Source organism: Streptomyces sp. NPDC048504 (genome assembly GCF_043200035.1).
GTDB lineage: Bacteria > Actinomycetota > Actinomycetes > Streptomycetales > Streptomycetaceae > Streptomyces.
In genome coordinates, this window is sequence record NZ_JBICXA010000028.1 from 53460 (window position 1) to 80397 (window position 26938).

The 26938-nt window shown below is 68.9% G+C and carries 20 protein-coding genes; 5 read left to right on the forward strand and 15 right to left on the reverse strand.

Annotated features, from left to right (window positions below; all coding sequences use genetic code 11):
- Positions 1-8 precede the first annotated feature (8 nt).
- Positions 9-422, forward strand: a complete 414-nt coding sequence (locus ACGFY9_RS46455) for a hypothetical protein (RefSeq protein WP_393764838.1) — start codon at positions 9-11, stop codon at positions 420-422.
- Between the two features lie 96 nt (positions 423-518).
- On the opposite strand, the gene ACGFY9_RS46460 is transcribed toward ACGFY9_RS46455, so the two are convergent.
- From ACGFY9_RS46460 to dxr, 6 genes are all read right to left on the reverse strand, one after another.
- A complete protein-coding gene (locus ACGFY9_RS46460) occupies positions 519-2222 on the reverse strand; it encodes a proline--tRNA ligase (protein ID WP_393764840.1) in 1704 nt (567 codons plus the stop codon).
- Between the two features lie 83 nt (positions 2223-2305).
- Positions 2306-2869, reverse strand: a complete 564-nt coding sequence (locus tag ACGFY9_RS46465; RefSeq protein ID WP_393764842.1) for a GNAT family N-acetyltransferase — start codon at positions 2867-2869, stop codon at positions 2306-2308.
- Between the two features lie 104 nt (positions 2870-2973).
- The gene (locus ACGFY9_RS46470; RefSeq protein WP_318019153.1) at positions 2974-3822 is read right to left on the reverse strand and encodes a GNAT family N-acetyltransferase; all 849 of its coding nucleotides are present in this window, start codon (positions 3820-3822) and stop codon (positions 2974-2976) included.
- Between the two features lie 578 nt (positions 3823-4400).
- Complete coding sequence (ispG, locus tag ACGFY9_RS46475; RefSeq protein ID WP_393764844.1) at positions 4401-5558, reverse strand: flavodoxin-dependent (E)-4-hydroxy-3-methylbut-2-enyl-diphosphate synthase; 1158 nt, start codon at positions 5556-5558, stop codon at positions 4401-4403.
- Between the two features lie 168 nt (positions 5559-5726).
- Positions 5727-7019, reverse strand: coding sequence for a M50 family metallopeptidase (locus tag ACGFY9_RS46480; protein WP_393764891.1), 1293 nt, complete (start codon positions 7017-7019; stop codon positions 5727-5729).
- Positions 7020-7027: 8 nt separating this feature from the next.
- Positions 7028-8296: a 1-deoxy-D-xylulose-5-phosphate reductoisomerase gene (gene dxr / locus ACGFY9_RS46485; RefSeq protein WP_393764846.1), complete on the reverse strand. Its 1269-nt coding sequence runs from the start codon at positions 8294-8296 to the stop codon at positions 7028-7030.
- A gap of 188 nt (positions 8297-8484) precedes the next feature.
- Between dxr and ACGFY9_RS46490 the strand changes: the two genes are divergently transcribed.
- Positions 8485-8934: a lamin tail domain-containing protein gene (locus ACGFY9_RS46490; protein WP_393764848.1), complete on the forward strand. Its 450-nt coding sequence runs from the start codon at positions 8485-8487 to the stop codon at positions 8932-8934.
- 7 nt (positions 8935-8941) lie between these two features.
- Here the strand turns inward: ACGFY9_RS46490 and ACGFY9_RS46495 are convergent, their stop codons facing one another.
- Both ACGFY9_RS46495 and ACGFY9_RS46500 read right to left on the reverse strand, forming a co-directional pair.
- Positions 8942-10873, reverse strand: coding sequence for an acyl-CoA dehydrogenase family protein (locus ACGFY9_RS46495; protein ID WP_393764850.1), 1932 nt, complete (start codon positions 10871-10873; stop codon positions 8942-8944).
- A 111-nt stretch (positions 10874-10984) separates the two neighbouring features.
- Positions 10985-11794 carry an endo-1,4-beta-glucanase gene (locus ACGFY9_RS46500; protein ID WP_393764852.1) on the reverse strand — a complete coding sequence of 270 codons (810 nt, stop codon included), beginning with the start codon at positions 11792-11794 and terminating at the stop codon, positions 10985-10987.
- A 257-nt stretch (positions 11795-12051) separates the two neighbouring features.
- Here ACGFY9_RS46500 and ACGFY9_RS46505 point away from each other — a divergent pair, with 257 nt between their 5' ends.
- The 3 genes from ACGFY9_RS46505 to ACGFY9_RS46515 all read left to right on the forward strand — a co-directional run bounded on the left by ACGFY9_RS46505 (position 12052) and on the right by ACGFY9_RS46515 (position 15704).
- Positions 12052-13065 (forward strand): LacI family DNA-binding transcriptional regulator, encoded by a 1014-nt coding sequence (locus ACGFY9_RS46505; RefSeq protein ID WP_327400947.1) that lies wholly within the window; start codon positions 12052-12054, stop codon positions 13063-13065.
- Between the two features lie 81 nt (positions 13066-13146).
- Complete coding sequence (locus ACGFY9_RS46510) at positions 13147-15210, forward strand: TIM-barrel domain-containing protein (protein ID WP_393764854.1); 2064 nt, start codon at positions 13147-13149, stop codon at positions 15208-15210.
- A 107-nt stretch (positions 15211-15317) separates the two neighbouring features.
- On the forward strand, positions 15318-15704 hold the full coding sequence (locus ACGFY9_RS46515) for a hypothetical protein (RefSeq protein ID WP_393764856.1): 387 nt from the start codon (positions 15318-15320) through the stop codon (positions 15702-15704).
- Between the two features lie 26 nt (positions 15705-15730).
- Here the strand turns inward: ACGFY9_RS46515 and ACGFY9_RS46520 are convergent, their stop codons facing one another.
- From ACGFY9_RS46520 to ACGFY9_RS46550, 7 genes are all read right to left on the reverse strand, one after another.
- A complete protein-coding gene (locus ACGFY9_RS46520; RefSeq protein ID WP_393764858.1) occupies positions 15731-16444 on the reverse strand; it encodes a hypothetical protein in 714 nt (237 codons plus the stop codon).
- Positions 16445-16480: 36 nt separating this feature from the next.
- Positions 16481-18748 carry a glycoside hydrolase N-terminal domain-containing protein gene (locus ACGFY9_RS46525; RefSeq protein ID WP_393764860.1) on the reverse strand — a complete coding sequence of 756 codons (2268 nt, stop codon included), beginning with the start codon at positions 18746-18748 and terminating at the stop codon, positions 16481-16483.
- On the reverse strand, positions 18745-20715 hold the full coding sequence (locus ACGFY9_RS46530) for a beta-galactosidase (protein WP_393764862.1): 1971 nt from the start codon (positions 20713-20715) through the stop codon (positions 18745-18747). The genes ACGFY9_RS46525 and ACGFY9_RS46530 overlap by 4 nt, the downstream gene beginning before the upstream one ends.
- Positions 20715-22937 (reverse strand): 1,4-beta-glucanase, encoded by a 2223-nt coding sequence (locus ACGFY9_RS46535; RefSeq protein ID WP_393764864.1) that lies wholly within the window; start codon positions 22935-22937, stop codon positions 20715-20717. The genes ACGFY9_RS46530 and ACGFY9_RS46535 overlap by 1 nt, the downstream gene beginning before the upstream one ends.
- 103 nt (positions 22938-23040) lie before the next feature.
- Positions 23041-24003, reverse strand: a complete 963-nt coding sequence (locus ACGFY9_RS46540; protein ID WP_393764866.1) for a carbohydrate ABC transporter permease — start codon at positions 24001-24003, stop codon at positions 23041-23043.
- The gene (locus tag ACGFY9_RS46545) at positions 24000-25034 is read right to left on the reverse strand and encodes an ABC transporter permease (RefSeq protein ID WP_393764868.1); all 1035 of its coding nucleotides are present in this window, start codon (positions 25032-25034) and stop codon (positions 24000-24002) included. Before ACGFY9_RS46545 ends, ACGFY9_RS46540 begins: the two co-directional genes overlap by 4 nt.
- Before the next feature lie 27 nt (positions 25035-25061).
- Entirely contained in the window at positions 25062-26753 is a 1692-nt protein-coding gene (locus tag ACGFY9_RS46550; RefSeq protein ID WP_393764870.1) for an extracellular solute-binding protein, read from the reverse strand.
- Positions 26754-26938: the final 185 nt, after the last annotated feature.

The following is a 26938-nucleotide window of genomic DNA, read 5'->3' on the forward strand; positions in this document are numbered from 1 at the left end:
CTCCCGACGTGGAGTCGGTGGAGCTGCCGGACGACGACGTCACGCCGGACGAGGACGACTGGAGGTCCGACGAGGACGAAGAAGATGAGGAGGATGAGGACGACGACGAGGTCGAACTGTCCGACGTGGACGAGGTGTTGGAGGAGGCGGACGGCGAGGGTGTCGAGGACGACGACGAGCTGCTCGTGCCGGTGCTGCTCGCCGCCGTGTCCGCCTCCGCGTCCGACTGCATCGTGCCGACCAGGGCGAACACCCCGGCCGCCGCGGCCAGCGTGATCGCCGCCGTCGCGGCCGCGATGCGCCGCCTGCCTCTGCGGACCGCCGTAGCGGCCCCACGCTCCTTGACTGTCATGACCGTTCCCCTCCGCAGTGACTCTCTGTCACTCACTACGGTCGGGGACCAGCCTGAGAGAAGTCTGTGAGGCGCCCATACGCCTCCCGAGAACTCTCTGAGAGGAATCTTAAATTGCTTGAGGCTTCAACAAGGCCCTGGTGATCGCCGCGTACGCGGTACTTGCCTACGCGGTGAGGCGCGCGATCGCCTCGTCGACGGTCAGCTCCTCGCGCTCGCCCGTCCTGCGGTCCTTCAACTCCAGGACGCCCTCGGCGGAGCGGCGGCCCGCGACCAGGATCTTCGGTACGCCGATCAGCTCCGAGTCGGTGAACTTCACGCCCGGGGAGACCCCGGCGCGGTCGTCAACCAGGACACGCAGGCCGGCCGCGCGCAGCTTCTCCGAGACGTCCAGGGCGAGTTCGGTCTGGAGGGCCTTGCCCGCGGCGACGACGTGCACGTCGGCCGGGGCGACCTCGGCGGGCCAGCACAGGCCCTTGTCGTCGGCGGTCTGCTCGGCGAGGGCGGCGACCGCGCGGGAGACGCCGATGCCGTAGGAGCCCATGGTCACCCGGACCGGCTTGCCGTGCCGGCCGAGGACGTCGAGCTTGAGGGCGTCGGCGTACTTGCGGCCGAGCTGGAAGATGTGGCCGATCTCGATGGCGCGGTCCAGCTTGAGGCCGGTGCCGCACTTGAGGCAGGGGTCGCCCTCCTGGACGACCACGACGTCGACGTACTCGCCGACCTCGAAGTCACGGCCCGCCACGACGTTCTTGGCGTGCGTGCCCTCTTTGTTGGCGCCCGTGATCCACGAGGTGCCGGGGGCCACGCGCGGGTCGGCGATGTACGTGACCTTGTCGCCCAGGCCCTGCGGGCCGACGTAGCCGCGCACCAGGTCGGGACGGCCGGTGAAGTCCTCCGCCGTCACCAACTCCACTGCGGCTGGGGCGAAATGGGCCTCGACCTTGCCCAGGTCGACCTCGCGGTCGCCGGGGACTCCTACGGCCACGATCTCGCCGTCGACCTTCACGAGGAGGTTCTTCAGCGTGGCGGAGGCCGCTACGCCGAGGTGGGCGGCGAGGGTCTCGATGGTGGGGGTGTCGGGGGTCGGGATCTCTTCGAGCGCGGGCACGCCGGCGGCGTCCACGGGCTTCAACTCGTACGAAATCGCTTCGGTGTTGGCGGCGAAGTCACAGTTCGGGCAGTCCGCGAAGGTGTCCTCGCCGGCCTCGGCGGGGGCGAGGAACTCCTCCGACTTGGAGCCGCCCATCGCGCCCGCGGTGGCGGCGCAGATGCGGTAGTCGAGGCCCAGGCGCGCGAACACCTTCTGGTAGGCCTCGCGGTGCAGGGCGTAGGAGTGGGCGAGGCCCTCGTCCTCGGTGTCGAAGGAGTACGAGTCCTTCATCAGGAACTCACGGCCGCGCAGCACACCGGCCCGCGGGCGGGCCTCGTCGCGGTATTTGTTCTGGATCTGGTAGAGGATGACCGGCAGGTCCTTGTAGGAGGACACCTGGTCCTTCACGATCAGCGTGAAGATCTCCTCGTGGGTGGGGCCGAGGAGGTAGTCGCCGCCCTTGCGGTCCTTGAGGCGGAACAGCTCGGGGCCGTACTCCTCCCAGCGGCCGGTCGCCTCGTAGGGCTCGCGGGGCAGGATCGCGGGGAGCAGCACCTCCTGGGCGCCGATCGCGTCCATCTCCTCACGCACGATCCGCTCGACGTTCGAGAGGACCTTCTTGCCCAGGGGCAGCCAGGACCAGATGCCGGCCGCGGTACGGCGGACGTAGCCGGCCCGCACGAGCAGCTTGTGACTGAGGACCTCGGCGTCCGCCGGGTCGTCGCGCAGCGTCTTCGCCATCAACTGGGACATGCGCTGGACCGGTGCGTTCGCCATGGTTCCTGTACTCCTGCCGGGAAAGGGTGATGGCTAGGAGGTTAGCCGGGCGTGCTGTGCCGGTGGAAATCGGTTAACGGTGTCTACCGGTGGCGCAGCGGGAGGGGCGCGCCCATGACTGCGTACGGCTTCGGTGCGCTGGGGAACAGGACCTGGCGGGCGAGGTCCTCGTAGCCGAGGGAGCGGTAGAGGCCCCGGGCCGGGCTGTCGGTGTCGATCGCCGAGAGGATCGAGCGGGGTTCGGTGGCCGCGTCCGTGATGGTGGTGATCAGGGAACGGCCCGCGCCGCGGTTCTGGTAGTGCGGGTGGACGTGCAACTCGGTGATCACGAAGGAGTGGTCGAGCCAGTCGTCGTGGTCGCGGGCCCGGAGGTACGGCTCTACGACTGTGGACCACCAGTGGGTGCGGTTGTTGGGCATGCCGTAGATGAAGCCGACCAGTCGGCCCTCGGTGGTGGCGCCGAGGGCGCGGGCGCCGGGGTAGGTCATGTGGCGCAGGACGATCTGGCGTCTTACCGCCACCTCGTCCGGGCCCAGGCCGAATGCGAGGGCCTGTACGGCTAGGGCTTCGTCAACGTGGGCGGAGAGGTCCAGGGGGCCGATCACGACGTCTTGGGGGTGGCGGTGACCGTGACCGGGAAATCGCATGTGGGGAGAGTACAGGGGAGTTTCGGTGGTTGTTCGGGTGCGGGTTGTGTGTGGCTGGTCGCGCAGTTCCTCGCGCCCCTTGGGGGGTCGCCCCTTAGCGCGTTTCAGAAGAGGACGCTCATGAACGCGCCGACCTCTTGGAAGCCCACCCTCAAGTACGCCCGTCGCGCCGGGGTGTTGAAGTCGTTCACGTACAGGCTGACCACGGGGGCCACGTCCGCCAGCGCGTAACGCAGTACCGATGCCATCGCCGGGGCCGCCACGCCCCTCCCCCGGTACTCGGGAGCCACCCACACGCCCTGGATCTGGCAGGCCTTGGGCGTCGCGGCGCCGATCTCCGCCTTGAAGACGACCTTGCCGTACTCGTCGAGGCGGGCGAACGAGCGGCCGGAGCCCACGAGTTCGGCCACTCGGGCCTGGTAGAGGAGGCCGCCGTCGCCGGCCAGGGGGGAGACGCCGACCTCCTCGGTGAACATCGCCACGCACGCCGGCATGATCGTGTCCATCTCGTCCTTGCGGATGCGGCGGACATACGGGTCGGGGGCGATGTCGGTGGGCATGCGGTCGGCGACCATGAGGGGCTGGCGGGCGCGGACCTCGCGGGCCGGGCCCCAGCTCGGTTCGAGGAGGCGCCAGAGTTGGGCCGTCGCCTCGGCCGGGCCGACGATCGAGGAGCAGCGGCGGCCGGCCCTGCGGGCACGGTCGGCGAAGGCGCGGACGGCTCTGGGGGTCGCGCAGATCGGGACGAGGTTGGCGCCCGCGTAGCAGAGGGACGTCAGCATGCCGTCCTCGTACCAGCCCCACATCTCGCCGCCGAGCCGCCACGGGTCGAGACCCGCGACCTGCACCCGCGAGGTCACGAAGGCGTTCGTGACCGGCTCGCGGTCCAGTACGGCGAGCGCGGCGTCCAGGTCGCTCGGTTCGAGCACCCGAGAGGTGGTCTGGGTCAACACGTGCGGGGCCTCACCCTAAGGTCTGCTGATCTCCGCACTGTACCTGCGGAAGCTGAGCGGTGCTTTGTGTTGCCGCTTGCTTCTCAGTGGGGGTGGGTCAGGTCGCCGTCTCTGGGGGCTGCCGCCCCCAGACCCCCGCTGTCGGCCTGGACGGCCTCGTCCTCAAACGCCGGACGGGCTGATTGTGCTGGCCCGCGCTGACAAGTGAGGCCCAAGACTCTGGCTCCGGCTCAGGAAGCCCCAGAACCTCGGCGAGCAAGACCCCGAGGCCTCGGCACCCCGGCATGTACCAGTCCCAAGACCTTTCAGCCCGCCCAGGTCTTCAACCTGTGCCAGCCCCTCGGACCGCCACAGATCCTCAGCCCACACCAGACCTCTCGCCCGCCACAGACTTCAGTCCACGCCAGACCGATCAGCCCGCCACAGGTCTACGGCCCGAGCCAGACCACTCAGCCCGGCCCAGCCCCTCAGCCCACGCCAGCTCCCCAGCCCGCCACAGACGTTCAACCCGCGCCAGACCCCTCAGCCCCGCCCAGCTCCCTCGGCCCGCAACAGACCTTCAGCCCGCGCCTCGGCCCTCAGCCCGCAACCGAAACCGAAGGCTCGCCGGAGGCGACCCCGTCCGCCTCCATCTGCTCGGCGATCTTCATCGCCTCCTCGATCAGCGTCTCCACGATCTTCGACTCGGGGACGGTCTTGATGACCTCGCCCTTGACGAAGATCTGGCCCTTGCCGTTGCCGGAGGCGACGCCGAGGTCGGCCTCGCGGGCCTCGCCGGGACCGTTGACGACACAGCCCATGACCGCGACCCGCAGCGGGACCTCCATGCCCTCCAGGCCCGCGGTGACCTCCTCGGCCAGCTTGTAGACGTCGACCTGGGCGCGGCCGCAGGAGGGGCAGGAGACGATCTCCAGGCGGCGGGGCTTGAGGTTCAGGGACTCCAGGATCTGGTTGCCGACCTTGACCTCCTCCACCGGCGGGGCGGACAACGACACCCGGATCGTGTCGCCGATGCCCTGTGAGAGCAGCGCGCCGAAAGCCACCGCCGACTTGATCGTGCCCTGGAAGGCCGGGCCCGCCTCGGTGACGCCGAGGTGGAGCGGGTAGTCGCACTGGGCCGCGAGCTGGCGGTACGCCTCGACCATCACGACCGGGTCGTTGTGCTTGACCGAGATCTTGATGTCCTGGAAGCCGTGCTCCTCGAAGAGGGACGCCTCCCACAGGGCCGACTCGGCCAGCGCCTCGGGGGTCGCCTTGCCGTACTTCTTCAGCAGTCGAGCGTCCAGCGAGCCCGCGTTCACGCCGATGCGGATCGGGGTGCCGTGGTCCTTGGCGGCCCGCGCGATCTCCTTGACCTTGTCGTCGAACTGCTTGATGTTGCCGGGGTTCACGCGAACTGCCGCGCAGCCGGCCTCGATCGCGGCGAAGACGTACTTGGGCTGGAAGTGGATGTCGGCGATCACCGGGATCTGCGACTTGCGGGCGATCGTCGCGAGGGCGTCGGCGTCGTCCTGCGTGGGGCAGGCCACGCGGACGATCTGGCAGCCGGACGCGGTCAGCTCGGCGATCTGCTGGAGCGTCGCCCCGATGTCCGACGTACGGGTCGTCGTCATGGACTGCACCGACACCGGCGCGTCCCCGCCGACCGCCACGGTGCCGACCTGGATCTGCCGGCTCTTGCGGCGCTCGGCGAGCCGGGTCGGAACGGACGGAATGCCGAGAGAAATCGCAGTCATCTGCTGTGCAACCCCAAGTCGTGGATCAAGGCCCCGGTCCCGGAACAGCGGGCTCCAGGGTTCGAGATTACGTCAACCGCACGGGCCCGAGCACATCCCGGCCGTAAACCCACTCAATGGAGAGCGGCCCGGCACAGAAGCTGCCGGGCCGCCACGAACTACGAATGGCTAGGAGATTTTGACTGGGTTAACCACGTCCGCCACCAACACCAACAAGGTGAAGCAGACGAAGATCCCCGCCACCACATACGCGACCGGCATCAGCTTCGCCACGTCGAACGGGCCCGGGTCCGGGCGCTTGAGCACCTTCGCCAGGTTCCGCCGCAGCGCCTCCCACAGCGCGCCCGCGACATGCCCGCCGTCGAGCGGGAGCAGCGGGAGCATGTTGAAGAGGAAGAGGGAGAGGTTGAAGCCGGCCACCAGCATCAGGGCCATGGCCAGTTGCTGGGTGGGCGGGATGTCGAGAGTGAAGATCTCGCCGCCCACGCGGGCCGCGCCGACCACGCCCATCGGGGAGTCGGCCTGGCGAGGGGCGCCGTCGAAGGCCGCGTTCCACAGGGCCGGGATCTTGCCGGGGAGGGCCGCGATGGAGTCGACGGCCTCGCTCATGCGGTCTCCCATCCAGGTGACCGAGTCGCCGAAGTCCTGGCGGACGATGCCGGTGGCCGCGCTGAAGCCGAGGAAGCCGGCGGTGACGTACTGGCCCTGGACGATCTGGCCGCTGGAGTCCTTCTTGGCGACCTGGTTGGACGCGATCTTCGCGTGCAGGGTGAGGGCCTGGCCCTTGCGCTCGACGACGATCGGGACCGTCTTGCCGGGGGTGGCGCGGATCAGGTCGGAGAGTTTGTTCCAGTCGGTGGTCTTGACTCCGTTGAAGCTGACGATCTTGTCGCCCGCCTTCAGGCCCGCTGCCGCCGCCGGGGAGGCCGGGTCGGACTTCTTGCAGGTGTCGCGGTTCTGGCTCTGCGCGATGACGCACTCGGAGACCGAGCTGACCGTGTTGGTCTGCTGCGAGATGCCGAAGCCCATCAGAACGGTGAGGAAGAGCGCCACCGCGAGGATGAGGTTCATGAAGGGGCCCGCGAACATCACGATGACCCGTTTCCAGGGCTTGCGTGTGTAGAACAGGCGGGACTCGTCGCCGGGCTCCAGTTCCTCGAAGGCGGCCGAGCGGGCGTCCTCGATCATGCTGCGCCAGGGCGAGGTGGAGCGGGACTCGATCCTGCCGTCGGGGCCGGGCGGGAACATGCCGATCATGCGGATGTAGCCGCCGAACGGGATGGCCTTGAAGCCGTACTCGGTGTCGCCCTTGCGCTTGGACCAGATGGTCGGGCCGAAGCCGACCATGTACTGGGGCACCCGGATGCCGAAGAGCTTCGCGGTGGACAGATGCCCCAGCTCGTGCCAGGCGATCGAGACCAGCAGGCCGACCGCGAAGACGACTATGCCGAGGATCATCATCAGGGCTGTCATGCACGCGCCTCCGCGTTCGCCGTGGTCGTCTGCGCTGTCAGTTCGCGGGCCCGGGCGCGTGCCCAGGTCTCCGCTTCGAGGACGTCCGGCACGGTCAGGGAAGTTCCCGTGGCCGGTGTCCCGTGTTCCTCGACCACCCGTGTCACCGTCTCCATGATTCCGTTGAACGGCAGCGCGCCCGCGCGGAACGCCTCCACGCACTCCTCGTTCGCCGCATTGAACACCGCCGGCGCCGTGCCCGCGAGCTGTCCCACATGCCGGGCCAGGCCGACCGACGGGAACGCGTCGGTGTCGAGCGGGAAGAACTCCCACGTCGACGCCTTGCTCCAGTCGAACGCGGGCGCCGCGTCCGGGACCCGCTCGGGCCAGCCGAGCCCGATGGCGATCGGCCCGCGCATGTCGGGGGGCGTCGCCTGGGCGAGTGTCGAACCGTCCGTGAATTCCACCATCGAGTGGACATACGACTGCGGGTGCACGACCACCTCAATGCGATCGAAGGGAATGTCGTACAGCAGGTGCGCCTCGATCACCTCCAGCCCCTTGTTCACCAGGGTTGCCGAGTTGATCGTGATCACCGGGCCCATCGCCCAGGTGGGGTGCGCGAGTGCCTCTTCTACGGTCACTCGCGCGAGGTCCGCCTTCGTACGGCCGCGGAAGGGGCCGCCGGACGCGGTGACGACGAGCTTGCGGACATCGGCGCGGGTACCGGCCGCGAGGGCCTGGAACAGCGCCGCGTGCTCGGAGTCCACCGGGATGATCTGCCCCGGCTTGGCGAGCGCCTTCACCAGCGGGCCGCCGACGATGAGCGACTCCTTGTTGGCGAGCGCGAGGACGCGGCCCGCCTCCAGGGCGGCGAGGGTGGGCGCGAGTCCGATGGATCCGGTGATGCCGTTCAGCACGGTGTGGCAGTCGGAGGCGGCGAGTTGGGTGGCCGCGTCAGGACCGGCGAGGATCTCCGGGAGCGGCTCCCCCGCGCCGTACTGCGCGGCGAGCGCTTCGCGCAGTGCGGGTACGACGTCCTCGCGGGCGACCCCGACCGTCCGCACCCTGAGCTGGTACGCCTGCTCGGCGAGGAGCCCGACCCGGCCGCCGTTCGCGGAGAGTGCGGTGACCTTGAAACGGTCCGGGTTGCGCAGCACCAGGTCGATGGCCTGGGTGCCGATGGACCCGGTGGACCCGAGGATCACCAGGGCCTTGGGACCGTCTCCCACGACGGGGTCGTAGACGAGATGTGGGTCGGCGAGGGGTGCTGGACTGTCGCTCATCCCTCCATTGTTGCCGCAACGGGTGCCCGGGTGGACAGCGGTTCCCTCGGGTGGGTGGCTTATCGGCTCTCATCGGTGATTGAAGGGAAATCCCCCTTTGTGAATACGACGTGAAGGTCATGTGATAACACTTCAGTCCTGCGCCGGTGGACGGCCGGCCAGTGGACGACATCCTGGGGGGATTCTCCATGCGGATACGCGCTGCCCTGCCCGCGCTCGCGGGCGCCGCGATACTCACCGGCACCTTGCTCAGCACCCCGGCCGAGGCCGCCGGCGGGGTCACGATCTACCACGTCTGGTTCGACAGCCCGGGCTCGGACAACCGGTCCAACACGAGCCTGAACGGCGAGTGGGTGCAGATCAAGAACACCAGCCGGTCGGCGATCTCGCTCAAGGGGTGGGTCCTGAAGGACGTCTCGAACCACCGGTACGTCTTCAAGAACATCAAGATCGGCGCCGGCAAGTACATCAAGGTGCACACGGGCAAGGGCTCGGACACCGCGTCGAACACGTACCAGGGCCGTGCCGCCTATGTCTGGAACAACACCAGCGACACGGCGACGCTGACCAGGTCGAGCGGCAGCAAGGTCGACACCTGCTCCTGGACGACGCGGGATCCGAGCGACAAGTACTGCTGATCCGGGCTCAGTCGACGGGTCGGTGGACGTTCTCCATCTTGCTGGGTCCGGGGGTCGCGTCGGCGATCCACGGGCCCTCGCCCGACGGGTCGACGATGCCCTCCTCCAGCCACGTGTACGCGCCACCGAGGACGCCCTTGGCCACCTTGCGGTCGACGGTGTCGGTGTTGGTCCACAGGCGGCCGAAGAGCTCCTCGACGCGGATGCGGGACTGTTCGCAGAAGGCGTCGGCGAGTTGGTAGGCCTCGCGGCCGTGATCGCCCTGGGTGCGCAGGAGTTCGGCCCGTACGCAGACCGCGCTCATCGCGAAGAGTTCCGCGCCGATGTCGACGATCCGGCCGAGGAAGCCCTGTTTGGTCTCCATGCGGCCCTGCCAGCGGGACATGGCGTAGAAGGTGGACCGGGCGAGTTTGCGGGCGCCGCGTTCGACATAGCGAAGGTGCCGGGAGAGGTCGATGCCGTGGCGGAACTCGCCGTAGGTGCCCGGGAGTTGGCCGGTGCCCGCGACCAGCTTCGGGAGCCACTTGGCGTAGAAGACGCCCGCGTTGGCGCCCGCTTTCGCCTTGTCCTGGAGGGACTTGTCCGGGTCGATGAGGTCGCCGGCGACCTTGAGGTGGGCGTCGACGGCCTCGCGGGCGATGAGGAGGTGCATGATCTCCGTCGAGCCCTCGAAGATGCGGTTGATGCGGAGGTCGCGCAGGACCTGTTCGGCGGGGACCGCCTTCTCGCCGCGGGCCGCGAGCGACTCGGCCGTCTCGAAGCCTCGGCCGCCGCGGATCTGGACCAGTTCGTCGGCCATGAGCCAGCCCATCTCGGAGGAGAAGAGCTTGGCGAGCGCGCCCTCGATGCGGATGTCGTTGCGGTCCTCGTCCGCCATCTGCGAGGACAGGTCGAGTACGGCCTCCAGGGCGAAGGTGGTCGCCGCGATGAAGGAGATCTTCGCGCCCACCGCCTCGTGCTCGGCGATCGGCCTGCCCCACTGCTCACGCGCCGCCGACCACTCGCGGGCGATCTTCAGGCACCACTTGCCGGCGGCGACGCAGGACGCGGGGAGGGAGAGGCGGCCGGTGTTGAGGGTGGTGAGGGCGATCTTGAGGCCAGCGCCCTCGGGGCCGATGCGATTGGCGGCGGGGACCCGGACCTGGTGGAAGCGGGTGACGCCGTTCTCGATGCCGCGCAGGCCCATGAAGGCGTTGCGGTTCTCGACGGTGATGCCGGGCGAGTCGGTCTCCACGACGAAGGCCGTGATCCCGCCCTTGTGGCCCTCGCTCTTCGGCACCCGGGCCATCACGACCAGCAGGTCGGCGATGACGCCGTTGGTGGTCCAGAGCTTCACCCCGTCGAGGACGTACGCGTCTCCGTCGGGCACCGCGCTGGTCGCGAGGCGGGCCGGGTCGGAGCCGACGTCGGGTTCGGTGAGCAGGAAGGCGCTGATGTCGGTGCGGGCGCAGCGGGGCAGGAACTCCGCCTTCTGCTCGTCCGTGCCGAACAGCTTCAGCGGCTGCGGTACGCCGATCGACTGGTGGGCGGAGAGCAGCACGCCGACCGCGGGGCAGGCGGAGCCCGCGAGGGCCAGCGCCTTGTTGTAGTACACCTGGGTGAGGCCGAGGCCGCCGTACTTGGTGTCGATCTTCATGCCGAGGGCGCCGATCTCCTTGAGGCCGCTGATGACCTCGTCGGGGATGCGGGCCTCGCGCTCGATGCGGGCCGCGTCGATCTCCGTCTCGCAGAAGACGCGCAGCTTCGCGAGGAACTCCTCGCCGCGCCGGGCGTCCTCGCCGGCCGGGAGGGGGTGGGGGTGGATCAGGTCGAGCCGGAAGCGGCCGAGGAACAGTTCCTTGGCGAAGCTGGGCTTGCGCCAGTCCTGTTCCCTGGCCGCCTCCGCCACCTGCCGGGCTTCCCGCTCGGTGACGGTGGGTTTGCTGGATGGAGCGGACATGGGACTCACCTCGCCGCGAATCGGGCCCTCGGACCATGGCGGTTACCGACGGGTGCTACCCGATCGTATGTACCCGATCCACCGCGAAGCAGCCACCCTTCGCGCGTCCGTTCAGCCGATGTCGACGGAGTACGCCTTCGTGTCAAGCCGCCCCGAACCCTTGAAGATCTCGGTGCCGGACTCGATGCCGGAGAGGTACTTGTCGTTGCTCAGCAGCTTGCGCCGGACGAGGGCCTGGGTGAAGTCGTCGATGTTCAGGGACGCCTTCGTGGTGTTGCTCTGCCGGACGAAGGAGTACACGTTCCAGCCGATGTTCCCCTGGTAGATGTCCCACATGGCGCCGTCCAGGCTGACGCTGCCGAACCTGGTGCCGAGCGGGCCCGCGCCGCCCTGCCGGTTGAGCCAGATCATGATCTCGTCGGTGGGCTGGTCCGCCCAGCCGGCGGTGTTCTTGGAGTGCAGCCACAGGTCGTACGCGACATCGAGCGTGCCGGGGCTGGAGCTGAGCGAGAAGTCCCAGGTCGTCTTCACCGGCTTCCGGTCACCGACGCGGACCGGCAGCCCGGTGGTCGCCTTGTCGGCCTTCCAGCCCCAGTGCCAGCCGAGGACGGTGCTCGCGAACGTCTTCACGTCGGCGTCGGTGCCCTTGCCGCTGTTGGCCCAGTTGAAGGACGTGCCCCACGAAATGGTGGACCCCGACCGGGAGTTGTCCCACACGCACTGGCTGCCGGTGGCCTTGTCGCGTCCCCACTGGTTGTTGTTGACGTAGTACTTGCCGAGCGTGACGGTGTCGTCCGCCGTGCACTTCTCGCTCGACTCACCCGCCTGGGCGACGGTGACACCGGCGAGCGCCGTGAGAGCCACCGCGGTGGCGACCAGCGTCTTCCGCTTCTTGGACAGGCGTGGTCTGCGGTGTTGCATCGGGGGTCCTTCCGGGGGACGGTTCGTCTACGACCTCTCAGTGGCCGCCGACCCGCCCGGAGGTTGCCTCCCCGGCGCGGAGAATCTCGCAGGGCCGGGGTTTCCCGAACAGTCGAGCCCGGTGTTTTGAGAAAGTGTCGAAGCGCTTCGACAACCTATGGACACCCACACCGCCTGAAGCTAATGTCGAACCACCCTCACCCGCCCTTGTCAGCAACGCGCACTGTCGAAGCGCTTCACAAAGCTTGGAGAGCTGGATGGTCACCCTCGCCGAGGTCGCCCAGCACGCCGGAGTCTCGGCGAGCACGGTGAGCTATGTCCTCAGCGGCAAGCGGTCCATCTCCGGAGCCACCCGGCAGCGGGTCGAGCAGAGCATCCGCGAGCTGGGCTACCACCCGAACGCGGGCGCCCGCGCCCTGGCCAGCAGCCGGTCGAACATCATCGCGCTGATGGTGCCGCTGCGCACGGACATGTACGTGCCGGTGATGATGGAGATCGCCATCGCCGTGGCGACCACCGCCCGCCTGCACGGCTACGACGTGCTGCTGCTCACCGGCGAGGAGGGTCCCGACGCGGTGCGCCGGGTCACCGGCAGCGGGCTCGCCGACGCGATGATCCTGATGGACGTCGAACTCGACGACGAGCGGCTGCCGTTGCTGCGCGGCACCGACCAGCCCTCCGTGCTGATCGGCCTCCCCGCCGACACCACCGGGCTGACCTGTGTCGACCTCGACTTCGGGGCGACCGGCGCGCTGTGCGTCGAACACCTCGCCAAGCTCGGCCACCACGACATCGCTGTCATCGGCGAGGCCCCCGCGGTCTACGAGCGGCACACCGGTTTCGCCGAGCGCACCCTCGACGGACTCCGGTCCCGCGCACGGGAGTTGGGCCTGCGGGTGCTGCACCGGCCGTGCGAGGGCGGGTACGACGCGATGACGACGACCCTGGCCCGGATCTTCGACGAGCGCCCCGGCACCACGGGCTTCGTCGTGCAGAACGAGTCGGCGGTCGAGCCGCTGCTCGCGCTGCTGCGCCAGCAGGGCCGGGCCGTGCCGGAGGACGTGTCGGTGGTCGCGGTCTGCCCCGACCAGGTCGCCACCCAGGCCTCGGTGCGGCTGACGTCCGTCGCCATCCCCGCGCAGGAGATGGGCCGTTACGCCGTGGAGCACCTGGTGGCCAAGCTGGATGGCCGCGGCAGCGACGAAGTCGTGCTGATCACACCGGAGTTGACGATGCGGGCGAGTACGGGGCCGGCGCCCGCGGTTTCCTGACCCCTTTTCCGACCTCAGAGCTCCACCCCTGTGCCGCCGCCAGGGCACCGCCATGTCTGCACTCCTCACAGGAGCCCTCTCGTGAATCAGCCTGCCGAAAACCAGATCAGTCAGGGCGCGGGTGCGGTCAGCCTCGCGCAGTCGTCGCCCACCGTCGGCACCTTCCGTGAGCGGGACGGCGCGCTGGAGTGGAGCGGCCGTCAGGAGACCCTGCGGATCGAACCGTGGGGGCCGGACGCGGTACGGGTCAGGGCCCGGCTCGGCGGCCCGCTGCTCGACGGGCTGCCCGGAGCGCTCCTTGACGAGGCGCCGGCCACCGAGGCCACCGTCAAGATCGAGGACGGTCAAGGGACCCTGACCGTGGGCGAGTTGACCGTCGAGGTCGACGCCGAGGGCCTGATCCGCTTCCTGCGCACCGACGACTCCAGCGAACTCCTCGCCGAGGCCCGTGCCCACTTCTGGTGGCCCGGCTCGCGCCTCTACACGGCGGTCGGCAACGGCCACCACCGCCTGGAGCAGCGCTTCGCCGCGTACGAGGACGAGAAGCTGTACGGCCTCGGGCAGCACCAGCACGGCAAGCTGGACCAGAAGGGGCTGGTCCTCGACCTGGTCCAGCGCAACGCCGAGGTGGGCATCCCGGTGCTCGTCTCCAGCCGCGGCTACACCCTGCTGTGGAACAACCCGGCGATCGGCCGCGTGGAACTCGCAGGCAACGGCACACGCTGGGTCGCCGATTCGGCCCGGCAGATCGACTACTGGATCACCGCGGGCGACCCGGCCGACGGCCAGCGCCGCTACAGCGCGGTGACGGGCCGTACGCCGATGCTGCCGAAGTGGGCGGCGGGCTTCTGGCAGTGCAAGCTGCGCTACCGCACCCAGGCCGAACTCCTCGCCGTGGCAAGGGAGTACAAGCGCCGCGAACTCCCCCTCTCCGCGATCGTCTGCGACTTCTTCCACTGGACACACCTCGGCGACTGGAAGTTCGACCCGGCCGAGTGGCCCGACCCGGCGGCCATGGTCCGCGAACTCGACGAGCTGGGCGTGAAGTTGGTGGTGAGCGTCTGGCCGTCGGTGTCCCCGCTCAGCGAGAACCACGGGGTACTGGAACAGCGCGGCTACCTCATCGGCACCCAGTACGGCCCGATGGCCCACGCCGACTGGCCGGACAAGGGGGTCGCGTCGACGGTCCAGGTGGCCTTCTACGACGCCACGAACCCCGAGGCCCGTGACTTCCTGTGGTCGAAGATCCGCGACAACTACCTTGTGCCGTACGGCATCACGGCCTTCTGGCTCGACGCCTGCGAGCCCGAACTGAAGCCGGGCTTCCAGGAGAACCTGCGCTACTGGGCGGGCCCGGGTCTGGAGGTCGGCAACATCTACCCGGCCGAGAACTCCCGTACGTTCGCGGAGGGGTTGCGCACCGAGGGTGCCGGTGACGACGAGGTCATCACCCTCAACCGCTCGGCATGGGCGGGCAGTCAGCGCCACGGCGCGGCGCTCTGGTCGGGTGACATAGGCACCGACTTCCCGACTCTGCGCCGCCAGATCGCCGCGGGCCTCAACACCGCGCTCTCCGGCATCCCTTGGTGGAACACGGACATCGGCGGCTTCCACGGCGGTGACCCGGACGACCCGGCGTACCAGGAGGTCATGGTCCGCTGGTTCCAGTTCGGCGCGCTCTCCCCGCTGATGCGCCTGCACGGCTTCCGCGACCCGGGCATGCCGCTCGGCCCCGACATGACCGGCGGCCCCAACGAGGTCTGGTCGTACGGCGATCGGGCCCTGCCGATCCTGGAGAAATACCTGCGGCTGCGCGAACGCCTGAAGCCGTACGTCCTCGACGTGATGCGCGCCGCGCACGAGGAGGGGCTGCCGGTGATGCGCCCGCTGTTCCTCGAATTCCCGGCAGACCCGGCGACCTGGTCGGTCGACGACGCGTATCTCTTCGGCCCGGACCTGCTGGTCGCCCCGGTGCTGACGGCGGGCGCCACGGTCCGTACGGCGTATCTCCCGGCGGGCGCGTGGTGGACGGACGCGTGGACGGGCGAGACGTACGAAGGCGGTACGGCGGTCACGGTCGACGCGCCGCTGGACCGGATTCCGCTGTTCCTGCGGGACGGGGCGACGCTGCCGGTGACGGAGTAGGGGCAGGGCGCCCGTGGGGGGCGGGCGCCCGGGCCGTGACGCTTCCGTTGTGCGGAACTGTGGCCTCCGTCACAGCCGTACCGATCTTGTTCTGCTGGACTCCTCCGATGGTGTTACGCAAGCTCGCCTTTGCTGCGGGCCTCGCCGCGTTCGCCCTGTATCTCTGGGGTCTGTTCTGCGTCCTGGGCGCGATCCTCCAGGCCGAGGACGGCGGCGCCAACTCCTCGCCGATACTGCCCTGTCGTACGACCAACGGGCAGGAGGGCGGGCCGGAGGACCCCAGAGCCGCCCAAGTCGTGGACTACTCCGTGGACTTCGTCCCGCTCAGGTTCGACTGCGAGATGACGGGCGGGGGCAGCTACGTCACCAACACCGTTCCCGGGTACGTCAATCCGGCGGCGTTCGGCCTCGTGCTGACCGCGCTCGGCTGCTGGGTCGCGGCGCTCGTCGTGGCACCGCCCGGCCCTCGCGGAGTACGGGGACCGGGCGGCTGAGCGGAGTACGTGACTGCCGGGGTGGGTCAACTACTGGTGACGCTCTCGCTGTTGGTGGTGAAGTCGAGCCCGCCGGACGAGGACGTGATCTCGAACCCGAACTGCAGGTCCCCGATGGTCACGTTGCCGAACCAGCCCTTGGTGTCCTTGATCCACTTGAGGATCGGCAGGATGTCGACCGTGCCGGAGGTCGAGTTGGAGGTGCGCAGGAACGAGAACACGTCGTTGGCGCCGTTGTTGCCCTTGTAGACGGTCCAGGTCGAACCGCCCAGCGTGAGGGTGCCCTGCGAGGTGCCGAGGGCGCCGACGGCTCCGGTCTTGTTGACCCAGAGCATGATCTCGTAGTCGTAGTTGGTGTCCCAGATGTCGTACGACGTGTTGTACGAACCGGACGACGGAACCGTGACGTTGTAGCTGCTCTTGAGCGAACCGAGCGAGGTGATCGACTTGTTGATCACCTTCTTGGCGTTGGGGTAGGACTTGATGCCGCCGGTGTTGGGGTGGTTGGCGTTGACGCCCCAGTTGGTACCGGAGTTGGCCCAGATGCACTGGCTGCCGGCGCCGGAGCCCCAGATGTTGTTGTAGAGCGTGTAGCCGTTCAGGGTCGTGGTGCCCCACTGGTCGCAGGAGCTCCAGACGGCGGCGGAGGCCGGGGCCGAGGCGAGCGCGACGGTGGCGCCGAGCGCGAGTGCGGGGGCGAGAACGGCCGTGAGTACGCGGCCCAGCTTGCGTGTTGCCATGGTGTCCCTTCCATGGGTGGGGGGAGGTGCGAGTGGCTACCGCGCCCCCAGGGTGAGGACGCGGTCTTCTCCGGCCACGAGGTCGAGCGGCTCCGTGCCGGAGGAAGTCCGGAGTTCGACGCGGTGAGTTCGGGACGGCCGGATCAGCGCCGTGGCGGAGTGGGGCGTCCAGCTCAGATCGACCTCCGCCCCGAACCTCGTGCGTACGCCGGTGAGTTGACCGTGCGGATACGCCGCCGGGAGTGCGGGCAGCAGGACCAGCCGGTCCGGGGTGGACTGCACGAGCGCCTCGACGAGCACGCCGGGCAGGGTGTGCGCGGCGTCCGCGTTGTAGACGTCGCGGTTCGGGTAGTGCGCGCTCATGAGCGAGGCGTGGAAGAAGTCGCCGTCGAGCACCTGCCCGAGGGCGTGCGCGACCCGCTCACCGTCCCGGAGCCGGGCCGCGACGAGCGCGTGATGGAGGTGCCCGTGGGCGGAGTCGTTCTCGGCGCCCCGGAGTTGGAGCGCGCGGTGCGCGGCGGCGGCGAGCCGCGGGGTGTCGTACGGGTTGATCTCGTCGAGCGGCCACACACCGTAGAGATGACTGAGGTGACGGTGGTCGTAGGTGTCGTCGAGTCCCGGCCAGGCCCATTCGGCGAGCGCGCCTTCGGAGTTGACCCGGTGCGGGGGCAGCCGGTCGGCGAGGGCCAGCCATCGGAGGGCCTCGGGCGTGCCCGGGTGGTAGGCGGCGGCCGTGTGGAGTGCGTGCCGGGCGGCGGAGAGATCCATCGCCGCGTTGATCGCGCCCCAACTGGCGTTGGCGTTCGCGGGACGGTTCTCGGGTGAGTAGGAGGGGACGACGACCAGTTGACCGGCGCGGCCGGTGCCGGGTCCGGTCGCGTCGGTCTGTTCAGCCGTGAGGAAGTCCTCGTAGAACAGGGCGACTTCGGCCAGTACGGCGGCGGTACGCGGATCGCGCGCGCCACGCGTCTCGTCGTGGTCGACGAGCGGCTTGAGCAGCCAGTCCGCCCCGGTGGTCCACAGGTGCAGCGGGTACTCACGGCTGAAGTGGTACGACAGCCCGGACTCCCCGTCGGTGTGCGCGGGCGCGACGACACCCCTGGCGCCGAAGACGGCACGGGCGTTCTCCCGCCAGTCTCCGAGCTGACGGTGAATCAAGGAGGCGAGGGCATCGGTGACTTCGGGGAGCGCGGCGCTCGCGGCGCAGGCGGTCTGGAGGTTGAGGTTCGCGTCGTTGGTGAACGCCCCCGACCAGGCCGTGTTCCAGTCGCCGGTCCACAGTCCGGTGAGCCGGGGCGGCAACAGTCCGCTGGAGGAGAGCAGGTGGTACCGGCCGGCCGCGAAGAGCCGTTCGAGGAGGGCGGGGCTGTGGGTCCGCTTCAGCAACTCACTCCCGGGGAGGACGCGTTCGGCGTCGTCGGCGTGGAGATCGAGGGTGACGCGGGCGTAGGCCGTGCGATGGAGGACGAGGTGGCGGTCGAGGAGGGCGTCGTAGGACTGCCCCTCGTCGATCAGTTCCCGCAGGGCCCGGGTCTCTTCTACGACGTCCAGCTCGCCGGTATGGCGCCGTACTCGGGTGAGGAGAAGGACCTCACTGGCCCCGGCGATCCGAACTCCCGCCGAGGTGAGCCGTGTTGTGCCGCCGGTGACCACGGCGAGGGTGACTCCGGTGCACGCGCGATCACTGTCGGGATAGCGGACGCGGAGAGTGAGAACGGCGCCGTCTGAGGTGAGGAGCGTGCCGTGGCCGACGCCCAACCCTGTTGGCGCACCCGGGAGTTGGTGGTCCTGGGCGAGGTCGAGGGTGAGGTCGGGGGCGGTGATGTGCTGGACGACCACGTCGTCGGCCCGGGAGACGAAGACGCGGCTGCGCCACTCGTCGCAGCGGGCGGCGACCTCGCCGGTGGTGAAGTCGACGGTACGGCGGTAGTCGCGCCCGGCCGCGCCGGACGGTCTGCGCAGCCGTAGCTGGAAGGCCGGGTGGAACGGCTGCACCCACTGGAGCGGGCGGTCGTCTGTGAACTCCTCGGCGGCTGTGAGGTCGCCGGCGAGCAACCGGGCCCGGAGTGCGGGGAGTTCGGCGGCGAGGTGGGGCGGCCTGGCGTGTTCGGCGCCGTTCGGGCGGACGAGGGTGTGGTGGGTGACGATGACGCGGTCGTCGTTCGGATCACCGAACACGAGGACGCCGTGGTGGCCGTTGCCGCTGAGAAAGGCGTCCTCCCAGCGGGTGGCGGGGAGGGGCTCCCAGGTGGCGTGTGCGGGGGCGGGGGTCGGAGGGCCGGCCGGTGCGGGTTCGCTGGTCATGGGCGCAACACTGCCGCACCGTAACGGCCGAGGGTGATCTCGCCCTCGGCGGTCGTGTCGGTGAGCACGTCGTGGTGAGTGCCAAAGAGTTCGACGGTGACTGGTTCGCGGCTGTGATTCAGGAGGAACAGCAGTTCCCCGCGCCGTACGGCCTCGATGCCCGACGGAAGCCCGGCGAGCACCGGTCGGACGCCCGCCTCGGCTGCCACCCGGTCGAGCAGGGCGCGGAGCGCGTGCGCTTCCGGGAGCGTCGAGACGTACCAGGAGCTGCCCTTACGCAGGACGGCGGGCAGACCGTCCAGCTCTCCGCCCTTGTACGGAATCACCTCGTCGACGCCCTCGTCCACCGGCTCGATCTCCTCGGACCACAGCGTCCCGCGAAGGCCCTCGCACTCCACCGTCTCCCCCGCGTCCAGTGGCCACCACTCGTGCAGGGTGCGGATGCCGAACAGTTCGCGGAGTCGGGCGTCCATACCGCCGGGGCGTACGCGGTCGTCCTCGTCGGCGATGCCGGTGAGGAAGCCGGAGACGAGGGTGCCGCCGCCTCGGACGTACGCGAGGAGGTTGTCGATCGCGGTGTCCGTGAGGAGGTAGAGCTGCGGCACGACGACCAACTTGTAGGCGGACAGGTCGTGTTCGGGGTGGGCGAAGTCGGTGGTGAGGTGGGACTCCCAGAGGGCGCGGTGCCAGGCGCGGAGGACTTCCGGGTGGTCGACCTCGGTGGAGAGACGCCCGTCCTGCGCGCCCGCCCACCAGGCGTTCCAGTCATGCAAAATCGCGATGTCGGCGGTGATGTGAGTGCCCGTCACCTCACTACCGATCCGGGCGAGTTCGGCTCCGAGCCGCTTCACCTCCTGGAAGGTGCGGCCCCGCTCCCCCGCGTGACTGAGCATCCCGGAGTGGAACTTCTCGGCGCCCTGCCGGGATTGACGCCACTGGAAGTAGCAGACGGCGTCGGCGCCGCGGGCCACGGCCTGGAGGGACCAGAGGCGGTTGAGGCCGCGCGGCTTCGGGTGGTTCACCCCGCGCCAGTTGACCGGTCCGGCGGCCTGCTCCATGAGCATCCAGGGACCGCGCGCCTGCGAACGGGTCAAGTCCTGGACCAGAGCGGCACTTTGGGCACCGAGGGGGTCACGCGGATCGGGATACAGATCGACCGAGACGACGTCCTCCTCCTCGGACCAGCGCCAGCCGTCCTGCCCCACCCACAACGGCATGAAGTTGGTGGTGACCGGGATGTGCGGGGTGTGCCGGCGGACGATGTCGCGCTCGGCGGTGTAGCACTCCAGCAGCATGTCGGAGGTGAAGCGCCGGAAGTCGAGCACATGGGTGGGGTTGTTGAGGTAGTGGGCGTGACGCGGGGGCAGGATGCCGTCCCAGGTGTCGTAACCCTGGCTCCAAAAGGCCGTCCCCCAGGCCGAGTTGAGGGCGTCGAGCGTGCCGTACTTCGCGCGCAGCCAGCATCGGAAGGCGACGGCGGCCTCGTCGCCGTAGTCGAAGGTGCAGTACTCGTTGTTGATGTGCCACATGGTGAGCGCGGGGTGGCCGCCGTAACGGGCGGCCAGGGCCTCGGTGATGGCGGCGGCGTGGCTGCGGTAGACGGCGCTGGAGTGCGAGAAGTGCTGCCGCCCGCCCCACCATTCGATCCGGCCGTCGGCGTCGCGGGGCAGGGTCTCCGGGTGGAGGCGGCCGAGCCACGGGGGCGGTGAGGAGGTGGGCGTGGCGAGGACGACGCCGATCCCGCTGCCGTGCATCAGATCCATCAGCCGGTCGAGCCAGCCGAACTCCCGTGCCCCCGGCTCGGGTTCGAGCCTGGCCCAGGAGAAGACGCCGAGGGTGACGGAGTTGACGCCGGCGTCCTTCATCAGCCGGACGTCCTCGTGCCAGGTCTCCTCGGGCCACTGCTCGGGGTTGTAGTCACCGCCGAAGAGGATGCGCCCGCGGGTGGCATCGCCGAGCCGAGGCATCAGATCTGCTCCCCGTACTGGATGCCGCGCCCGTTGGTGGCGAGGTACACGCGGCCGTGGACGCGCGGGTCGCCGGTGATGGCCTGCCCGGTCCAACCCCACTGGTGCTGGTCGTCGTTGATACGCACCCAGGTCTTCGCCCCGTCGTCGGAGCGGTAGACGGCGGTGATGGTCTCGGTGGAGCCGACCTGATAGATCGCCGGGTAGTCCGCGCCGGGGGCGGGTCTGCCGAAACCAAGGGTGTACGAGGCCCAGCAGCTGTCGACCTTCGAGAAGCTGACGCCCCCGTCGAGGGACCGGTAGAGCCCGTTCCACTTGACGCTCAGCCACAGGTCACCGGACCGCCCCGGCGCCGCGACCAGCTGGAACTGACTGTCGCCGGCAGGCAGTCCACCCGCACGCTCCGCGAACGAACGGCCACTGTCAGTGCTGGCGTATAGCGTTCCTGTGTCGGTGTCGTATGCGTAGAAGAGCGTCGGGTCGGCCGGGTCGGCGACCGGCGTGGCGCCCTTCGGGAAGGAGGAGACCTCGGTCCAGGTCGTGCCGTTGTCCGCCGAGCGGTGAGCTGGGTACTTCGTGCCGTCCCAGTGCACGAAGGACCACAGCAGCGTACTGCCGTCGGCGCTGGTGGCGATCGGCCCCGGTGAGTCCCCGGCGATGTCGGGCTGGGCAGCGAAGGGCGCCCAGCTCCGCCCGCCGTCACGGGAGTACGCACCGTTGCCGTGGTCGCCGAAGCCCGTACGGACGACGTACGACGGCCTGCCCGCGGCCTGCGCGATCCCGGTCGCCGACCCGAACACGGGGTTCGTCGCCATGCCGCGCGACGGAGACGCCGTGAGCCGCTCGTGGTACATCACGCCGATGTCCCCCGAGGCGCTGATCAAGTGCGCCTCCCCGACCGGGGGCGAGATCAGCTGTCTCACGGACGTCTCCTCCAGGCCACGGATCCGCGGCGCCCAGTGCGTGAGGTCACGCGTGCCGTAGAGCGTGGCGCCGGTGCCGTAGACGACGTGCTTCGAGTCGTACGGGTCGACGGCCACGGCCTGGATCCACCAGCCGAACTTCGGCTGGTCCGCACCCCACTTGAGGAAAGGAGTCTCGGACACGTCGAAGACAGCAGCGTCCTTGAGGGACGTCCAGGTACGGCCGCCGTCGGTGGTCCGGTACAGGGTGTCGACGGCCGCCCAGCGGTTGTTGGTGGAGACGACGACGGTGCCGGCGCGCCGGGCGTCGACGGCGACGCCGCCATAGCCGAAGGTGTCACTGGACCCGTCGGAAGTGGTCCCGCCCGGCACGACCGGCGTCACGTCCGTCCAAGTCCCGCTCGCGACGGCCAACTTGTGCACACCGCCGGTGGACTGGCCGTTGGGCCCGGGGGCGTCGGCGTACGTCACGTACAGCTCACGGGCACGTGCGTCGTACGCGGCCCGGATCGGAACCTTGGCGGAGGTGCCGGTGGGCTGCGCGGGGACGGCGGTCCAGGTGGTGCCGTCGGTGGTGCGGTAGAGGTTGACGGCAGTAGCGCTTCCGTCGCCGTCACCCCACCCGGCGTAGACGGCACGCCCGACGGCGACGAGGAAGGTGACGCCCTGGCCACTCTGACTGGCGGCCGCCGGGAAGCCGCTGACGGCCGCCCAACTGGCGCCCCGGTCGGTCGACTTGAGCAACCCGCCATGCCGGGTGCCGAGCCACAAGGTGTCACTGTCCCGCGGGTCCACGAGCAACCGCTCTCCGGCGCCCCGTCCGTCCTCGTTGCCGCCGAGCTTCACGGTGAGGTCGGTGCGGGTCCAGGTGGCGCCCCGGTCCTCGGAGCGGAGGACCGCCCCGTTGCTCGCCCAGGACTGGGCATACGTGCCGACGGCGAGGTACAGCCGGTCCGGATGCCTGGGGTCGACGGCGAGCGCCTCCACACCGAGCAAGTTCCAGTCGTCCCAACCGAGTTGATCGGTGAGGGGGGTCCAGCGGGCGACACGGTCGTCCCAGCGGTAGGCGCCGCCTATGTCGGTACGGGCGTAGGCGAGACCGCGGACGGAGGGGTGGAAGAGAACACCGGTGACGAATCCGGTACCGCCGATGACGGCGTTGCGCCAGCGGTAGGAAGGGGTGGCTGTGGTCGCTTCCGCCGCCTGCGCCCGCGTTGCGAGGGCCGGCACCGCGGTGAGCGCGGCGGCGACTGCAGTACTCGCCAGAACGGCACGCCGGCTCATTTCGGACGCGCGCATGACACACCTCGTTCTACAGAGAAACGGTGAGGGGAGTTCTTTTAAGGGGCGCGGGGAACTGCGCGACCAGCCCCCACGCACCCGCAGACAAAAAGCAACCGATTCAGCCCTTAACGGCGCCCGTAAGCATCCCCTTCTTGAAATGCCGCTGCACAAACGGCGAAAGCACAGCCACCGGCAACAACGCCATCACCATGACCGCCATCTGAACGGCAAGCCCGGACAGCTCCCCCGTCTTGATCGCCTGCCCAAGCCCCACCGGAGCCTCCTGCTTCTGCACCAGCTGGATCATGACGTTCTGCAACGGCATCATGTCCTGGTCGTTCAGATACAGCGACGCGTTGAACCAGGCGCTCCAATACCCCACGGCATAGAACAACGTGATGACAGCCAGCACCGCACGCGACAACGGCATGACGATGACCCACAGAATCCGGAAGTCACCGGCACCATCGATCCGCGCACTGTCGATGAGTTCCTGCGAGATCCCCATGAAGAACCCGCGCAGCACAAGGATGTTGAAGACACTGAGCGCACTGGGCAGGATCAACGCGAGATAACTGTCGGTCAGGCCGAGCGACTGCACCAACAAGTACGTCGGAATGAGCCCGGCGCTGAAGAACATCGTCGCCAGCATCATCATCAGGATCCACCGGTGTCCGAGCGACCCGATACGCGAGAGCCCGTACGCACAGAGGACGGACACCGCCATGGAGAACGCCGTGCCGACGACGGTGATGAGGACGCTGATGATCGCCGCGCGGGTGACCTGGCCGCCGCTGAGGAGTTCCTTGTAGGCGACGAAGGTGATGCCCTTGGGCACCATGACGAGCCCGCCGGCCTGGTCGATGGTCTTGCGTGAGGAGAGGCTGGTGACGAGGACGATCCAGAGCGGGAAGAGGATGGCGAGACAGGCGAGGGTGAGGACGAGCCCCTTGCCGGCGAGGCCGACCTTGCCTGGTTCCTCCTCCCAGGTAGGCCGGGGCGGCGCGGCCCAACGCCCGGGCGGCCGTACGGACTTGGCGGACCTGGACGGCTCGACGGGTTGGTCGATGACGGCGGTCACTTCTTGTACACCCCCTGCTCGCCCATGAGGTGGGCCACTTTGTTCGCGGCGAGGACCAGCCCGAGGCTGATCACGCCCTTGACGAGTCCGGCGGCGGCCGCGTAGCCGAAGTCCTGGTTGCGGACGCCGTTCCACCAGACGAAGGTGTCGAGGACCTCCGCCGCTCCCGGCCCCACGGCGTCGCGTTGGAGCAGAATCTGCTCGAAACCGACGGTCAGCGCGTCACCGACGCGCAGCACCAGCAGCAGCGCGATCACGGGTCGGAGTGCCGGCAGCGTGACGTGCCACATCCGGCGCCACCGCCCCGCGCCGTCCATCGCGGCGGCCTCGTACAGATCGGGGCTGACGGAGGACAGTGCGGCGAGGAAGACGATGATCCCCCAGCCCGCGTCCTTCCACACGCTCTGCGCGGTGATGAGGAACTTGAACGTGTTGGGGTCGGTCATGACGTCGAGGCCGTCGAAGCCGTGTTGCCGCAGGAGTTGCGAGAACAGGCCCGCCCCGCCCAGGAGTTGCTGGAAGACGGCGATGACCAGCACCCAGGAGAAGAAGTGCGGGAGGTAGAGGATCGCCTGGGAGAGCGCCCGGACCCGGGGCCTGACCACGCTGTTGATGAGCAGCGCGAGCAGGATCGGGATCGGGAAGAACAGGATGAGCTGGAGGAAGAACAGGACGAGCGTGTTCTGTACGGCGCCCCAGAAGGCGGAGTCCGCGAAGATCTGCTGGAAGTTCTCCAGGCCGACCCAGGGGCTGTGCAGCATCGAGACGATGCCGTTGTCGCTGACGTAGGGGTCGTAGTCCTCGAAGGCGACGATGTTGCCGAGGATCGGCAGGTAGTTGAAGACCAGGATGAGCAGGACGGCCGGCAGGGTCATCAGGAGCAGGACGCGGTCGCGTCGGAACCTGATGCGCCAACTCACCTTCGCCTTGGGCCTGTTCTGCCGGGAGCCGGTGGCGCCGCCGGACGCCACCGGGGTCTTCCCTGTCGTGTCGGCCTCGGTCCTGCTCCGAGGCACCGTGCTGTGGGACACGGCCGTTCTCCTTGCCTCGGTACCCGGTCAGCTCGCCGCCGTGCCGTTGTCGTCGAGCAACTTCTGGTACCAGGCGCGGAGTTGGTCGCCGCCCTTGCTCTTCCAGTCGGAGACGGCCTGCTGCATGTCGCTGATCTTCTTGCGGCCGCGGACGATGTCGTCCTCCAGCTGCTCGAAGTCGTTGGAGAGGTTGGTGTAACGGCTCGGCTCGGTGATCTGCTGGCCGTAGAAGCTCGACTTCTTTGTGAAGGCGCCCATCCGCTGCTGCCACTCGACCTGCGCCTTGGCGACCTCGGGGAAGTCGGGGTGGGCGATGGTGGCGGCGGGGCTGGCGACCATGACGTAGGCGTTGATGACCTCGTTGTTGCCCTGGTCGGTCTTGGTGGGGACACCGTTCTTGACGGTGTAATGGGTGCCTTCCACGCCGTAGTTGGTGAGCATGTACTCCTTGGTGCCGTACGGCGCGGCGGTGACGTTGGCGACGGCCAGCGCGTCATGGATGACGGACTCGGAGGCCTTCTTGCTGATGAAGGCGAAGATGCCGGCCGGTGATCCGGCCCAGAGGGTCGGGTCGCCACCGTCGTGGCCGAAGATGTCCATGCCCCAGATCTTGTAGTCCGGGTTCTGGGTGGCCTGTTCGGCGGTGCGGCTCCACCACTGCGAGATGTCCTGGTTGTAGATGAGGAACTCGCCGGCGGCGAACTTGGGGCCCGGGTCGGTGGCGGCGCTCTTGCCCAACTTGGCGTCGGGGTGCACGTATCCGGCGGCGAACAGCTTGCGGGTCCACTCCAGCGCTTCGAGGTACTCCGGTGTCTCGACGCGGTTGACCAGCTTGCCGTCGACGAGGTTCCAGCCGAGCGACTTCTCGCTGCCGGAGAGCACGCCCCACGCGTTGAAGGCGGTCCACTTCATGTCCAGGCAGGCCCACCGCTTGGCCTTGGCGTTGGTGATCTCCTTGGCCAGGGCCATGAACTCATCGGCGGAGGTGGGGACTTCGTACCCCTCCTTGTCGAAGATGTCCTTGCGGTAGAGCGGCACGATGTTGGGGACGTACGAGGACGGCATCGGCAGTCCGCGCAGCTTGCCGCCGAAGATGCAGCGCTGCCAGGCGTCGGTGGGGATCGCCGCGAGGTTCGGGTAGTCCTTGACCTTGTCGCCGGAGAGGTAGGGGCCGAGGTCGGCGAACTTGCCGATGATGGCGCTGGGTATCTTGCCGCCCATGTTCCAGCTGGGGACGACCACGATGTCGGGGATGTCGCTGGAGGCGAGGACCGCGCCGAGCTTCTGGTCGTAGGTGTTGCCATCCTGGTTCTGCCAGGCCACGTCGACGCCGATCAGAGCGTTCATCGCCTTGTAGTAGGCGTTGTCGCTCTTCGGCGGGGAGCCCCAGAACGGCGACATGATGGAGACCTTGCTGCCCTTGCCGAGCTTCTTCGGCACCGAGGTCTTCAGGGTGGCGAGGTCGAGCTTGGCGGTGAAACCGAGCGCGGAGCCGTTCTTCGCCGGGATGTCGGGGCTCACCACGTTGCTGGCCACGTACGCCGGCAGCAGCTTCTTGACGCCCTTGCCCTCCGAACTGCCCCCGCCCGACCCGCTGTCCGAGGCCCCGCAGGCGGAGAGCAGCGGTACCCCTCCCGCTACCGCGACGGCGGCGACCGCCGTGGAGGCGAGGAAGCTTCTCCGGCTGGGAGCGGAGGCGGCGGAGGCGTTCGGCGTCATTGCGTCAACCCTTCATGGCGCACCAGGACACCCGGCGGTGGAGCCGTCGGCTGCGGTGTCTTGAGTGGAACAGAGCACTTAGTCGAAGCGCTTCGATGTTGCTGCGAGGTTAAGTGAACACCCAAGGGTGCACAAGGGTCGCTCCCAAGATTCCTCGGAGGTGCGGGGCATGACCTGTCCGTATG